The 15,649-nt window shown below is 52.2% G+C and carries 5 protein-coding genes; 3 read left to right on the top strand and 2 right to left on the bottom strand.

Features of this window, described 5'->3' with window-relative positions; all coding sequences use genetic code 11:
* Positions 1-25: 25 nt before the first annotated feature.
* The gene (locus B7989_RS07905; protein WP_233144314.1) at positions 26-895 is read right to left on the bottom strand and encodes a GGDEF domain-containing protein; all 870 of its coding nucleotides are present in this window, start codon (positions 893-895) and stop codon (positions 26-28) included.
* A gap of 356 nt (positions 896-1,251) precedes the next feature.
* On the opposite strand from B7989_RS07905, the gene B7989_RS07895 reads away from it, so the two are divergent.
* From B7989_RS07895 to B7989_RS07885, 3 genes are all read left to right on the top strand, one after another.
* Positions 1,252-5,994, top strand: a complete 4,743-nt coding sequence (locus tag B7989_RS07895) for a fibro-slime domain-containing protein (RefSeq protein ID WP_233144313.1) — start codon at positions 1,252-1,254, stop codon at positions 5,992-5,994.
* Between the two features lie 308 nt (positions 5,995-6,302).
* Positions 6,303-10,979, top strand: coding sequence for a fibro-slime domain-containing protein (locus B7989_RS07890; RefSeq protein ID WP_158212882.1), 4,677 nt, complete (start codon positions 6,303-6,305; stop codon positions 10,977-10,979).
* A gap of 65 nt (positions 10,980-11,044) precedes the next feature.
* Positions 11,045-11,449 carry an SPOR domain-containing protein gene (locus B7989_RS07885; RefSeq protein ID WP_088627986.1) on the top strand — a complete coding sequence of 135 codons (405 nt, stop codon included), beginning with the start codon at positions 11,045-11,047 and terminating at the stop codon, positions 11,447-11,449.
* Positions 11,450-11,533: 84 nt separating this feature from the next.
* Here B7989_RS07885 and B7989_RS07880 read toward each other — a convergent pair whose 3' ends face one another.
* Complete coding sequence (locus B7989_RS07880; RefSeq protein ID WP_088627985.1) at positions 11,534-15,631, bottom strand: hypothetical protein; 4,098 nt, start codon at positions 15,629-15,631, stop codon at positions 11,534-11,536.
* Positions 15,632-15,649: the final 18 nt, after the last annotated feature.

Raw genomic sequence — 15,649 nt, 5'->3', positions numbered from 1 at the left:
CCAATTTAGAAATTTTCTTTACAATTTAAAAGGCTACCTGATTGCGGCCGCCTTCTTTGGCGACGTAGAGCAGGCGGTCGCATTCGGCAATCAAATCCTCGATTTTGCCGATATTTTCGCCCTGACGGCTAGCAAGCCCCAAGGAAATCGTTACCGGGATAATCGTGTCTTTCCATGAAAAACGGTGGCTTTCCACTGCCGAACGCAGGCGTTCGGCGCTCTTTTTGGCGTCTTCGGGCCCGATTCCGCCCAAAAGCAGCACGAATTCTTCGCCGCCGTAACGGGCGAGCAGGTCGGATTCACGCTTTTCTTCTTTGAGAATGCGGGCGATTTCTTTAAGCACCATGTCGCCGCACTGGTGACCCCAGGTGTCGTTCACGCGCTTGAAGTGGTCGGCGTCGACCATGATGGCGTGAACGTAATAGTTGTTGCGGCGGGCCAGGGCCAGTTCGCCGAGGCTTCGGTCTATAAATGTACGGCGGTTGCTGATCTTGGTGAGCGGATCCATGGTCGCGGCTTCGTACAGCTCGCGGTCAAAAGCTTCTTCGCTTGCATCCTTGAAGTCGATTTTCAGGACCATCTTGCCAATTTGCAGGCGGTTGTGGTCCTCGAGCTTGCTGTCGCTTACGGGGGAGCCGTCGACAAAGGTGCCGTTGGTGCTACCCAGGTCCTTGACGGTGACATCGACGCCGTCAAAAGTCAAGGCGCAGTGCCTGCGGCTTACCAGTTCGTCATCCAGGCGGATGTCCGCATCTTGCCCACGGCCCAGCACCACAGTCCCTTTTTCCAGGGGAATCTGCTTGAATAGGTGTTGCGGGTACAGCACGATCAGGTGGGGCCTCATCTGGGCGATGGGCAACTTGATGGTGTTTCCGCTGGCAATTGTTCGGTCCATGTCCTGCATAAGCACTCCGTGTTGCCCTAAAATGTAATAAAAAACAAGCCCGCCTTGTCCATGCATTTTTGCGTGATTTGCATATCGGTTTTTTGCCTGTTTTTGAAGGGCCTTTTTGGTAAACGTCTGTTAACAAAAGTACCCGAAATGGCGAAATTCGGCAATTTTAAGGAGGTTTTTCGCTTGTCTGCAACATTACGGGCCGTGAAATGAAAAAAAAAGTAAAAAATGTGCTTTTTTGTAAAGAAAAGGATATTTTTACGTAGGTTGTGGTGTCCCAAAAAGGCCGGTCTTTTTGGTGTACCCAGCTTTAAGGAAGTCATATGAAGAGAGATACACAATTTTCTTTGTGGAAAATGTCGTTGTGGAAATATGCCCTGGGCTGTTGCCTGCTCTTTGCGGGGGTGCAAGGGGTTTGGGCTCAAGGGCAACAGAGCCAGAACCCGATCACCTGTAAAGGTACGGTGTACTTTAAGGCTCCGGATGACTGGACTACAGCTTATATTGGCGGTAAAAATGTCCAGTTTACTCGAAAAATGACATTGAATGCCGATGGTTTCTATGAATATGACCTGGAAGGACTGGGTATCACGGATAACCAAAGCCCCTTTTTCGCTATAGGAAATCAGGCTTCGGTGAATGCAACTTTTCAAGGTGTTACCAGTACTGCGTTTGCTGTTACGCCGCTGAATACAAACGATAACAGTTGGTTTATCAATAACGCCTCTCTCCGTTGCCCCGGTGAAGGCGAACATGTATATGTGACCGAAAATCCCAATAGCCCGGGCAAAACCTTTACCGGAAAGTATCCTCCTGGTGCAAAGTATTTCTTCGTGATGATTCCGCCTGAAATGGAAGACTGGATGTCTGCCGTTCCGATGATCAGTTTTGATGGGGGCTTGACCGGCTCTCCCATGACGGCTGTGAACGATATGTGCGGTTGGTATTCCTATGTGTTTGTGGGTCAGGATATTTCTGACAATGTGGTGCTTTATCGCGATGATGACCTTGAACGTGCAGATATGATTGGTGTGAACGGCAACTGGGAAGAAGAGGATCAGGCCCAGCCGATACCTTTGGGATTCCTTTTGAACATGGTTGACTCCTTGTTCTTTGTTCCGGACGAAGAACAGAAAGGCGATAGCCCGGATGGCTATTTCTATAGTAAGGCTGAAGTCGGCGGTATCGAAGGAACTTGCTCCTATACCATGGCTGCTATTATTTACGACTCCGATGCCAGCTTGCACCCGGCCTTCTCTTGCTACAAGGATGGTGGTGGCGAAGGTTGCCAGAATGGCGCCTTGGGCATTGCTGCGACGACGGCTCAGCAACTTGTAAACGCCTGTATTGGCGTGACTTCGGGGCTTGTCGAAAGCAAACTTGATCCGTCGGTTCCGCAGTCCCAGAGAAAGCCCAAATTGAGTACGAAGGGTAAGAACTGCTTTATCGATGACTCTTACTTTGGCATGCTGTTCAACTATACTCCGGGAGTGAACGAAAAGAGCTGCTTTGACATGCCGTTCAAGCGAGCAAAGGATGGCAAGTGGGAATTCGACTCTGACTATTATACCAGCCCGGGACTTACCGTGCCGGGAGGTTTCTACCCGGTAGAAAATACGACGGATGCGTCCATTCTTTTGGCTGACCCGAATCAGGTGCCCGTGGCTGCTGCCCGTACCAAGCGTACGGCCGAAGGCCCGGTGTTCTATTCTTCGCCCCTTCGTAAAATTAATGCGGCGGAAGATATGCCGGAAATCGATATTCTTTGCAATGGCCCGGGTTGGAACAAGGGCAGGGATTGCGAAACCCTCTTTGCGGATGGTACCGGAACGGATGCGGAACTTTCGCCTAAGTTTGGCCAATGCATTTTTGGTTGGAGCTGCAAGGCAGATGCTCCTGAAGACTGGGCCTTCTTTGTGAGTGGAACAGAAACTCCGGCTGCAAGAAGTGATGCCAATGAACCTCGTTGGAAATCTGTAGAAACGGCGAACGGCAAGGGAGGCCGTAACCAGCAGTTCTGCTTTGAATCGCATGCCAAGTTTACATTTAAGCCGGGCTTGAAGTTCAACTTCCGCGGTGACGATGACATTTGGGTGTTTATCGACAATACCTTGGCTGTGGACTTGGGCGGTACGCATTTGGCTGCTCCGGGTTATGTGGACCTAGACAGCTTCAAGGGCTATAATGGCCAGAATTTGGTGGTTGGCAACACGTATGACTTGGATATCTTCTTCTGCGACCGTCGTACGACCATGAGTAACGTGCGTATCAAGACGAACATGTACATCATGCAGAAGACCGCTATCGAAGTGAAGGGTAAAAAGAATCCGACGAATCCCGCCGAAACGATTTACGACCACCTTTGCTTTACGGTGACAAGCGACGGTTCTTGCGCCGCTGCCATGACGGGTACCGAAGACGGTGCCACCTATTGCGGTATCGAAATTCTTGAATCGGGTAGAATTCCCTCTTACACGCTCGTGAACGGTAAGAAGATTACCGAAAACGTTGTCCCCGGCTTTGAAAATGTCAATGTCCAGGGCGTGTACAAGTGCGGTATCGACTTGACGAACCTTGTAGAACCGAAGGTTGACAAGTCCAGCACCTGCTTGCCGGGCGGCTATTACACCTTGTTCGTGACCATCGATGGCAAGTCCCAGAAGGTCATGAGTTTCAAGACCACCGGTGAAGTGGATGTGCTCTACAAGAATGGTAACGCCATTTCTGTGGATGAAGAAACCGGCGACGTCGTTCAGAAGGGTAAGTACAATGTGGAAACCATTGCCATGGGTGGCGAAATGATTCCGATCTATGTGTCGAACGTCGCTCCTGGTACCGATTCCGATGACCTCGAAATCTTCCCGGATGACGCTGCCGGCATGGAATATACGCTTGCCTATAACAATATGATGACCGTGTACAGAAAGGTTGTCGATCCGACTACGGGTGCAGAAGCATACCAGAAGCTCCATTCCGGCGAAAAGCAGACGATTGGCCCTGCCGGTATCGATACGCTTTATGCGACGGTTGATATGGAAAACCTGCAGCAACCGATTACGCCGTTCGAAATCAGCGTTTCTGGCAGACCGACTCCGCTGACACTCTACTTCTACCTGCCGCAGATTACGTTCATCGAGAGTATTCCGGAAACCGAAGACGAAGTCGCAGTCCCTGTCAAGGGCCAGACTCCGAAGGCTGACGGTTCTTACGATGAAAACTGGGTCGGTACCATTTACGATATGTACTTGGCAATCCTGGTCCCGGATTTGGATGGAACCTACAGCATTTGTACTGAAAAGTGCAATGGTGTCGCCATCCATAAGGGCTCTGAGACCTCCCCGAAGATTGACTTTATGTGGGATGAAGGACAGACAGAAGCATACTTTGTAAATGGTTATACCAAGATATCGATTCGCTCGGTGACCAAGTACCGCTGGGATACGGATCCGTCAATCCACAGCCCGGCATCGATCGTGGCTGAATACAATGACTTCGTGAAGGCCGTGTATAGCCCGATGTACTTCCGCGATCCGCCGGTACCGTTCCCGGTCTTGGCAGACGTGTTCGATGCCCGCGGTTCATTGCCGACCTTGGAACATGCTATTCCGTCTCCGTACTTTAGCATGCAGCAGGAATACCTGGATGGTATCGGCGACTCCGTGGCCATTTACTACGACCGCCGTATTCACAAGGACTCCTTGCCGTCCAAGATTTGCGTGATGTGGGATTCCACTACGGCTGAATTCCATAACCCGTACCAAGAAAAGATTTCGACGATGCCGAAGGATTCCGCTATTACCTGTAACGCACTCGTGTCGCTTGATGCAAGCAACATTGACTGTTCTGCACCGTCTGATAGCGGTTACTGCACCAATATTATTATGGTGGGCGGCTTGACCCTGTCCGAAAAGGTGAAGACGTCCGGTATTGGCATGGTCCATTCTTTCGCGGCATTCGAAGACAAGGGTAAGGCGGTGAAGCAGGGCTTTAGCGGTAAACTTACGGACCGTATGGCGCCTGTGCCGCTGCGTGCCGAAGTACGTACCCTTAAGAACGGTGACGACTTGACCGACTACGATAGCCTTGTGGTGGTGATGTCTGAACCGGTTAAGTTGGTAACGTCTTCCAACAAGAAGCAGGCTTTGGACTTCTACTTGAATTCTGCCATTGAACTGGCCGAATCGAACCGCTATGTATCTGCCTTGGGCGACGGCTCTTCTGTGGTGACTGCCCAGAGTGATCCGGCTTTGGGCACTGATGCCAAGACGGGTGAAGGCCGTATCAAGTATATGTACCTGCGTGGCAGCGTTTCTCCGCATGTGGGTGACTATGTGCGCCTGGCTGGTGATATGTCGAATGTCTTCTGGTCTGATACGACTGACATCAACGCGCTTGCCGCCGATGCCGCTTCGATGCGCTCTGCCGATGACGCTGGATACCATTGGAATTCTCCGACGGCATACAACGAAACCAAGCGCGTGCCCTCGATGTGGGTTCCGGTGGTTGGCGATGCCGAAATCGCCGTGGACGAAATCAAGTATGCTTCTACAGCAAACGTCCCGAGCAGCGAAAAGACTCCGGCCGTGTCTGTGAACGTTTACCGCACGACCAAGACCAAGGCTGAAATTTGGGCTGAAGAAGGTGGTAGGCCCGGTCACTTGGTCAAGGCAGATATGTATGCCTTGTACAATGGCCTTACTCCGGAAGAACGTGCCTCGATCTTGCCGCAGGATGTGTTCTTCTACTTTGAAGTCCAGTACTATACCAACCTGGGTAACTTTGTAGCGAGCAAGACCGCGAAGATTTACTGCGATGACAATAAGAATACCGAAATCAATCCGGAAACGGGTGAACGTATCCAGTACTTCGGTGGCGGACTTTGTACCGATGCCGGTAACGACCGTAACTTCTACATTGGTTGGAACATGCGTTCTGACAATGGTCGCCAGGTGGGTACGGGTGCTTACATCGTGAAACTCAAGTCTTACGTGAGACTCGGTTCTGCCGGTAAGCGTGCTAAGCAAGAAAGTACATCCGTGTGGGGCGTCAGACGTTCGCCGAAACCCGATACGGGATACATGAAGGCTGTTGCCGAATAAATTAATCGATTTATGGCTAATAAAAGGAATGGAACGAATCCATTCCTTTTTTATATGGATCAGGCTTGAAACCCGTGTGTTGAAAACATAATTTTACACTAGCTGTTTTTCTTGTGACAAAACTCACGCTGTTTCGTTTTTATAAGTTTTTGTACACAAAAGGAACTAAAAATTCACAAAAAATCAGAAAAAATAAATTGGCTTTTTCCGCAAAAAAGAGTAAATTTGAGGGCGGTCTATGGCATTTCAAAAAAGGATTGCCTTTTTGCCATTCTATGTTGGAAGGAAAACCATCGATGGAAACTAAAATGAAAATGAACAAAATGAACCTCCTGGTCAAGTGGGCGTTGGGTGTTTGTCTGCTTTTCGCTGGAGTGCAGAGCGCATTTGCGTTGAACGGTCAGGTTTGTGCCGAAGGTACCGTTTATTTGCAAGCCCCTGCATCTTGGACAGAAGCTTATGCCGCCGGTGGTGGCAAGTTTGTTCCCTTTAAAAAACAAGCCGATGGCTGGTGGACGGTTTCGTCCTCCCTTATTGCTCAGGGACAAGACACCACATTCTTTATTGCCTCGGCAAACAACGACTACTGCCAGAAGCCAGGCATTACGGGCATTGAATACGACAAGGCTAGCTGTACTCAGAATGCCGGTATTCCTTGTAGCAAGACGGGCGACCTTTACATCTTCCCGAATCCGACGGATCCGGAAAAGCCCGTGATTAGCGAAAACCCGCCTGACGCAAAATATTTCTTTATAATGATTCCGCCTGACTACGAAGAGTGGATGTCTGCCGTGCCGATGCTCAGTACGGATGGCGGCCAGACCGGTAAGCCGATGAAGGCCGTGGATGGCATGTGCGGATGGTATTCCTACGTGTTCTTCAACGAAGAAATCACGGACAACGTGGTGCTCTTCCGTGATGATGATACTGATCGCGAAGACATGATTGGCGTGAACGGCAACTGGGAAACCGCTGCCACGGCCCAGCCGATTGCCTTGAACATGATTTTTAACATGGTGGACTCCTTGTTCTTTGTCCCGGACGAAGAACAGAAGACCAATGACGACGGTTACTACTATAGCGCCGCCGAAGTGGATGGCATTGAAGGCAACTGCTCTTACACCATGGCTGCTATTATTTACGATACCGATGCGGATTTGCATCCGGCATTCTCTTGTTGGTCTCAGGGTGGCGAAGGCTGCCAGGCTATGAGTGGTACTGCTGCTCAGGGCGTTGACAAGACGACCGCTATTGCGGCTATTAACGCTTGTATTGGTGTAACTCCGGGTATTGTGGAATCAACTCTTGATGAAACGGTTCCGCAGTCTATGAGAAAGCCGAAATTGACTACGGCAGGTAAGAAGTGCTTTATGGATGACAAGTACTTTAACCAGTTGTTCAACTACACTCAGGGCGTGAACGAAAAGAGCTGCTTCGATATGCCGTTCCATCGTTCTTCTGATGGTAAGTGGGAATTCGACTCTGACTACTACACCAGTCCGGGACTTTCGGTTCAGGGTGGTTTCTACCCGGTCGAAGCTACGGATGATGCTTCTATTCTCGCTGCGGACCCGACTCAGACTCCGGTTGCCAAGGCACGTACCAAGCGTACGGCTGAAGGTCCGGTGTTCTATGGTCCGGTTCTCCGTGCCGATGATCCTGACGAAGGTATTCCTGCAATTGATGTTCTTTGCAGTGGTCCGGGTTGGGATGGCGGTATCAAGTGTGATGGCCTCTTTGCTGATGGTGAAGGAACTGAAACTGTTGTTAGGGAACACTTTAGTATGGCGGCCCCGAACGATTGTGTTTTCGGATGGAGCTGCCCGAACGACGCCCCGAAGGGCTGGGCATTCTTTAGTGATGGAACAGAAAGTGCCCCTCCTGCAAATCAACAAGGCTCTCCGCGTTGGACGTCTAAGGAAACTGCGAATGGTAAAGGTGGCCGTAACCAGCAGTTCTGCTTTGAATCTCACGCTAAGTTCACTCATAAGCCGGGTCTGAAGTTCAATTTCCGCGGCGACGATGACATTTGGGTGTTCATTGATAACCAGTTGGCTGTGGACCTGGGTGGTACTCACTTGGCCGCTCCGGGGTATGTGAACCTGGATAAGTTCAAGGGCAAGAGCGGCGAACTTGTTGCCGGTAACCAGTATGACCTCGATATCTTCTTCTGCGACCGCCGTACCACCATGAGTAACGTGCGTATCAAGACGAACATGTACATTATGCAGAAGACCGCTATCGACGTGAAGGGTACCAAGAACAAGCAGAATCCGGCCGAAACGTCTTACAATATCTGCTACACCAAGTCGGGTGACGGCTCTTGCGCTGCTGCCATGACGGGTGACGACAAGGAAGAAACCTATTGCGGCGACAAGATGATTTCTGAAGGAAACCTGAGCATTTCCTATACCCTTGTGAACGGAAACCTTCCTTCTTCTGAACCGGTGCCGGGCTTTGAAAATGTCTCTACTCCGGGAGTGTACAAGTGCGGTGTCGACCTGACCTCTATCACTGCCCCGAAGGTGGACAAGGATAAGATGTGCTTGGGTGGCGGCCGTTACACTTTGTTCGTAAACATCGATGGTAAGTCCAAGAAGGTGGCAACCTTCCGTATGAGTGGCGAAGTCGACGTGATTTACGCAAACGGTGTCGCCAAGGATACGAACGGTGTCGATATTCCGGGCGGTAAGTACAACCTGCAGACCACCGCTATGGCTGGCGAATATATTCCGGTCTATGTGTCTTCTGTGGCTCCTGGCGAAGGCAATACGAAGGGTGTCGAAATCTTCCCGCAGGATGCTGCCGGTGTTGAATACACGCTCTCCTACGACAAGGTGCTGGAACTCTACTACGATTCTACCTTGGCCGATGGCTCTACGGCTCGCGTAAGACTCACCTCTGGTCAGAAGCGTGTTATCGGTGAATCCGGTGTCGATACTCTCTATGCGACGATTGACATGGACAACATGACCAATTCGATCCAGACCTTCAAGGTGGGTGTGACTGGCCGTGAAAATACCGTGTCGATTAGCTTCTATCTGCCGCAGATCACGTTCATTGAACAGATTCCGGAAGAAGGTGCTAACGCCAAGTCCGTCAAGGGCCAGACTCCGAATTCGGACGGCGCTTACGATGAACTTTGGGTCGGCTCTGTGTATGACTTGTACCTCGCCGTGTTGAAGCCCAATGAAGACGGTAGCTATAGCGCTTGCTTGACTGAATGCGATGGCCTCGCGATCCACATGGGGTCTCAGACCTCTCCGAAGATTCAGTTCATCGACAGTGTTTACACCTTTGAAGGTGGCTATGCCACGATTTCTGTGCGTGCGCTGACCAAGTATCGTTGGGATACGGATCCTTCTATCAACAGCCCCGCAACGATCGTTGCCGAATACAACGACTTTGTGCAGGCCGTTTACAACCCGATCTACTTCCGCGATCCTCCGGTTCCGTATCCGGTCTTGGCTGACGTGTTCGACGTGAAGGGAAAGACTCCCTCTCTGGAACTCAAGATTCCGGACCCGTACTTCAGCATGTCTCAGGAATACCTCGATGGTATCGGCGACTCCATTGCGATTTACTATGACCGTCCGATCCACAAGGACTCCTTGCCGACCAAGCTTTGCGTGATGTGGGATTCTGCTTCGGCTGAAAACCATAACCCGTATAAGGAAGGCTATTCTACCATTACGAAGGATACCGCCATTACCTGTAACCAGTTGATGGAAGTGTCTACGGACAATATCGATTGCTCTAACCCGGTTGAATACAACGGTAAGGGCGGCTACTGCACCAACTTGATTACGATTGGTGGCCTCACGCTCTCCGAAGCCGTCAAGACGGCTGGTGTGGGTAAGGTTCATTCTTACGCTGTCTTCGAAGATAAGGGTAAGAACATGAAGCAGGGCTTTGCCGGTGCTTTGACCGACCGTATTGCTCCGGTGCCGCTGCGTGCTGAAGTGCGAACCATTAAGAATGGTGACGACCTGACAGACTACGACAGCCTCGTGATCATTATGTCTGAACCGGTCAAGCTCGTTACGACCTCTAACAGGAAGGACGCTCTGGACTTCTACTTGAATTCTGCAATCGACCTGCCGGAATCCAACCGCTTCGTGTCTGCTTTGGGCAATACCTCTGCCAAGGTGACTGCTCAGAACGAACCTGCTTTGGGCTCTGCCAAGGGCGAAGGCCGTATCAAGTACATGTACTTGCGCGGCGACATTTCTCCGCACGTGGGTGACTATGTCCGCTTGGGTGGCGACCTGTCCAACATCTTCTGGTCCGATACGACTGACCTGACGAACTTGGGTGGTGACACGCTCCGTGCTGTTTCCGATGCGGCTTACTACTGGAACTCTCCGACGAGTTACAACGAAACGAAGAGACTCCCGTCTATGTGGGTGCCGGTCACGGGTGACGCTGAAATCGCCGTGATTGAAAACAAGTTCGCTTCTACGGCTAACGGCCCGTCTGGCGACAAGGTGCCGGCTGTGACTGTGAACGCCTACCGTACGACTATGACCAAGAACGAAGTCATGGCTGCTGAAGGTGGCAAGCCTGGTCACTTTGTCAAGGCTGACATGTACGCTCTGTTCAACGGTCTCGACGAAGAAGAACGCAAGAAAATTGAACCTGGTGACATCTTCTTCTACTACGAAGTCCAGTACTACACGAACCTCGGTGGCTTCGTGGCTGGCCAGAGCCAGAAGATCTACTGCGACGACAGCAAGAACTCTGAAAAGTACTTCAACGGTGGACTTTGCACCGATGCTGGCAACGACCGTAACTTCTTCATCGGCTGGAACATGCGTTCCGACAAGGGCCGCATGGTGGGTACCGGTGCTTACATCGTCAAGCTCAATTCTTACGTGAAGCTCGGTTCTGCCGGTAAGGAAGCTAAGCAGGAAAGCACATCTGTCTGGGGCATCAAGCGCTCGCCGAAGCCTGTGACGGATTACCTGAAGGCTTCTAGCAACTAGGAATCTGACGAACAGATTTGAAAAAAGGAACGGATAAAATCCGTTCCTTTTTTTATATTTAGGACATGCGAAAGATTTTAGCTGTTATTTGTTTTTGCGCTTTGGCCTTTGCCGCCGAACCGACCGATTTGGATACCCTTTTCCGCGGCAAGGAATACAAACCTGTTTTGAACGCCTCCCTGCGCGATAGCGCTAGCACCAAGAATGATGCTATGCCGAAGGCCGCTGCCAAGGCTTCCAAGTCTGACGGCTACTACATGCTCCAGTTTGAATCGGTGGCTGATTTCGATGCCGCCCAGCGTCGCCGCGCCCAGCTTTCTGCAAGCACTGGCTATGCGGTCCAGGTGGTGTTCGACGCCCCGTTCTACAAGCTCCGTGGCGGTGGCTGGGGTAACAAGAAAGCCGCCGAAGACAAGGCTCGCGAACTGTCCGCCTACAACATTACCGCTTTCGTCGTGAAGGTGAAGTAATTACAATGTGGGATGTGAGATGTGTAATTTCACATTTCACACTTCACATTACACATTGCGGCGAAGCCGCACGCACATTTCACATTATTCTAACAGTCCCATTGCCTGCTTGATGGCGTGTTCATCCATACTCTGCGGCATGAGGGAGCGTTCTTCGGGCGCCACGTAAGCGAGCTTGCGTTCAAAGTCCGGACGGTTTGCGCGGTTGCGTGCCACCGGTTCCTTGGCCTTGAGCGAGTAGTAGAACGGTCCGGTCTTGATAAAGCGCTTCTTCTGCAAGCCTTGGAGGATCGCTTCGGTAAGTGCCTTCTGGAGCACAGGGCCCGCTCTGTCGACATGGTGCAGTTCCAGAACGCGCTGCTTCAGGATTTCTTCGTGAATCGGGGCTTCCGAGTCTACGTAGAACTTGAGCTGCGTAATGAGTGCTGCAGTCGGGAGTTCCGCAATGGGCTTGTCGTGGGCCGTGCCTTCGATTTTCGGATGCTGGACCACGTAAGGTTCTGTCATGGGCTTCGAGGCGGCGTCAAACACTTCGGAACCGTCGTCCTCTTCGGCGTCGACGGTGGGCGGGGGAGCCACACTCTGCTCGATGGCGAGCGTTGCGAGAAGGTGCCCGACTTCGTCCTTGTTGGACATGTACCAGAACGGCAACCAAAGGTTCATGACCTTCCAGCCGAGCTGCTTCAGAATCTGCGGACGCACGTAGTCGCGGTCTTCGATAGAATCGCGGAAACGTTCCGTGGTGCAGTCGTCTTCGACAAGCGCCAGGAAATGCGTGGGATTGTTTGCGTCGATAACGACCGGGCCCACGGGAATGCCTCCCTTCGAGGAGTATTCCTGCACCAGGATGTTTTCGTTCTTCAAGGCGTCGATGACTTCGCTGCGGAGCGGAGAATCTGCAGGTTCGATGTCGACCACGGGGTCATATTGTCTGGACTGCAAGAAGTTGAGCCATTCGCGGAAGAGCGAATTCTTTTGCGACGCGATTTTAGCAAGGTCGGCTTCGGTAATGAAGGCGCGGAGTTCGCGCTTGGCAAGTGTCGAGCAGACTGCAATCTTGTGGTCGAGACCGCCTGCGCCTTCGGCTTCCATGCACAAGAGAATGGTGTCGCGGAACTGGTCTACGGCGCGTTCGGGCGTCTTGACGTAATAGCGGATATCAGCATTCGGCCTTGCAAAGAAGGCGGCTGCAGGTGTGCCTGCAGAAAGTCTTGCCCGAATAGCGTCTTCGATTTCTTGACAGGTAGACTGGTGGAAAGCGATGATGCCGAGAGTCTTTTCGGGATGGCGCTCTGCGTGGCGGATTGCCGTAAGCGCAATCGTTTCGATCTTGTCGGAGACTTCCTTGATCGAAATGCCCTTGAAGATTTCATTGTTCGGGGGCGGTAACTGCTTGATCCCGTGATTGTAAATGCGTTCGTTGGCGAACGTGACGATTGCCGGGTCGCTGTACTGCGAGGTGAACCAGAGTTCCCTGGTCGGAGCACCTTGGCGCAGTGCCGCCGTCAGAATGCTTTCTTGGAAGAAGGCGCTTCGTGTGATGGCTTCTTCGTGGAAGGCGTCGATCGGCAGGTAGTCGTGACTCGGGTTGTGCGGGTCGCCAATGAGAATGGTCTTGGGGGCTGCAAGCAGGACCGGCAATGCTTCGACCATTGAGATGGCGTCGGCGTCGAGAATAATCGAAATGTCGAAGGTCTGCTTTTCGGGAATGTTGAGCGCGTCGGAAAGTTCATCGACGACGAGAACGCTTGGGTCGGCATCGACGGCGTTGTGCAGTTCCTTGAAGTTTGCGTTGCAGAATTGGTCCAGGAGCGTGCGGTATTCCTTGCTCTTTTGCGCCTTGGTCTTCGGGGATTCCGAGAAGAGCACGGGGCATTCCTTGGTGGCCGCCTGAATCTGGGCGCCGGTCCAGTAATGGGCGAGTGCGCTGCTGAAGTCGGCGTCTGCGTTTTCGGGATCCTTGAGGTATTCGATGAGGGCCGTGTTGCAGTAGCCTTCCATCTTCTTGAGGTGCGCCGTCAGCTGCAGGTGGACGTCGAGGTGGCTCCAGTTGTCATTCCATACCTGGATTTGGCCGAGCCATTTTTCGATGCTCAGGCTTTCGAGCGGGGTCTCGAGATCCAAGTCTTTGTTGATTTGCTTGATCGATGTCTGGAGTTCGATGACGGAATTCCAGAGGTTTGAAAGTTCCGGCTGCAGGTCCTTGAAGTTGTGCCACTGTTCCAGCAGCTGCAGCAGCAGATCGAGTCTAGGATCGTCTTGATGCTTTTCGCGGAAGGCGTAAAGGAATTGAATTTTCTGATTCAGTTCGACCCAGTTGGAACCTTCGAAGTGCCAGTCGCGTCCGAGCAAGTGATTGCCGAGGACAGCACTTTCCTTGTAAGTCTTCTTGTTGGCTTGCAGCTCGAGGAGCGTGTCGATCAAGTCCAGAAGCTTGGCGTCGGAGTCGACGGTCTTGGGCTTGCGGATGACCTGCATCAGGCGCTTGCGCGAAGAGCGGTAACGTTCCGAAAGGCCCTTGAGCGAAATATGCTGGCATTCGGCAAAGTCGTCGCGTGCATTCTGGATGTTTTCGTCGACGGCGTTGTCGGTGTAAATGTCGGAGGTCTGCCTGCGGTAGCGTACCCACTTGTCGCCCGCTTCGGGCAGGTACATGAGGGTGTCCTTGTAGGCGTGCCAGTTGTGGCTGCGCAGCTGCCAGTCTTCGAACGTCGGCGTGTTTTCGTCAAAGTTATCGCGCAACAGTTCGAGAATGTCGATCATGCTCGACAGGAATATGCCTGTGGGGAAGAGCCCGGTCGATTCCATTTTCTGGATAATCGGTGTGAGCTTCTGTGCGCTTTCTGCAGCGCAGCGGAGTTCTTCGGAAAGGACTTGCTGCTGTTCGGTAGAAAGGCTTGAAATCTTTACGCCACGGAAAGCCTTGCGGGCTTCGACACCCTTCTTGTCGAAATAGAGTTCCGACAGAACCTGGATATCTTTCTTGAGCTCCTGGTAGCCGTCAAAATCCAGCTGGCCGATGCCGCGGAAAATGCGGTCGGGGAACTTCTTCTTGGGCGGCCTTACGTCCTTGAATTCGCGCAGCAAGTCCGAAAGCACCACGTTGGTGGGCGGAATGGGCTTGTTGACCGCGTTGTAGTATTCCAGGAATCCGTTGCGCATGGCGCGGACTTTCTGTTCAAGGGCATTGCGGTCGCAGTCCGGGAAACTGCGGAAGGCGGGGCGCCAGGCGTTCTGGAAGGCGCGCTTGGTAACGGCACGCTTGTGGACGACCAGAACTTTTTTGCCTTGGGCGATTTCGTCGGCGACAATGTTTGCGGCCACCTTCATTTTTTCGGTGCCGGGGAGCGTCTGGATTGCGTAGGCACAGGCGTTCTCGTTTTCGGCATCCACCGTCACTTTATTCGTATGCGAATCGGTGGTGTAAAGGAAGTGGTGGTCGGCGGGAGAAAAGACGTTGTCGAAATCCTTCTCTTCGAAAAGGGATTCCTGGGTCTGGAAGCCTTCCTTGCAAAGGAGGGATGCCAGGATGGGGTTCCCGTCGATGGATTTGTCGGAGAAACCCTTGCTGAACCGCTTCTTGAGGGCGAGCAGGTTGGTATTGAAAAATCCGAGGCAGAGCCCGTGGCGGGTGAATCGCCAGTTGCGTTCGCCGGCTATGGCCTTTTCAAATTGTGAAAAATACAGGAGCAGGCTGAACTTGCCGTTGATGATGGCATCTTCGGCGGTGGGGAGCGCGACGGTGTCTTTGAGGCGTTCGCGCAAAATGATGTTTTCGATGGGGGTACGCTTGGAAATGGAAACCGTGCCCTTGGTGGCGTCGTAGTCGAGCGGAACCAAAAGGCTCGGGGCCAGGGCGTTGCCGTCCCACTTTAAAAAGCCGAGGAGCAGGTAAAGGTCGGTCTCACCGAGATCGTCGAGCTTTTGACGGAGTACCGCCGAAATGGAATCGAGGGCGGTAATCTTTTGCTGCGCCGTAAAATTCTGGGAAACCTGGAAAAAGGATTCCAGGGGAAGCGGCCCTTGAGCCTGTACCCATTTTTCGTAGAAGAGGTCTCCGGCTTCGGTAATCAGGGGAGACTGAAAGTCGTTCTTGGTCGAAAAACTGAGTAAACGGTCTTTGGAATCAAAGAGGGCGGCTTCTTGCCGAATTTTGGCGACAATAGCAGAAGGTGAAGACATACCTTGAATATACCTAAT

It is taken from the genome of Fibrobacter sp. UWB5 (assembly GCF_002210295.1).
GTDB lineage: Bacteria > Fibrobacterota > Fibrobacteria > Fibrobacterales > Fibrobacteraceae > Fibrobacter.
Note: the sequence above shows the minus strand (reverse complement) of the source record. Positions and strands in the feature narration are given on the sequence as shown.

Excerpts from the sequence above, each read along its gene's own strand:
- B7989_RS07905 (WP_233144314.1), bottom strand. The coding sequence starts at position 895 with ATGGACCGAACAATTGCCAGCGGAAACACCATCAAGTTGCCCATCGCC.
- B7989_RS07895 (WP_233144313.1), top strand. The coding sequence starts at position 1,252 with ATGTCGTTGTGGAAATATGCCCTGGGCTGTTGCCTGCTCTTTGCGGGG.
- B7989_RS07890 (WP_158212882.1), top strand. The coding sequence starts at position 6,303 with ATGAAAATGAACAAAATGAACCTCCTGGTCAAGTGGGCGTTGGGTGTT.
- B7989_RS07885 (WP_088627986.1), top strand. The coding sequence starts at position 11,045 with ATGCGAAAGATTTTAGCTGTTATTTGTTTTTGCGCTTTGGCCTTTGCC.
- B7989_RS07880 (WP_088627985.1), bottom strand. The coding sequence starts at position 15,631 with ATGTCTTCACCTTCTGCTATTGTCGCCAAAATTCGGCAAGAAGCCGCC.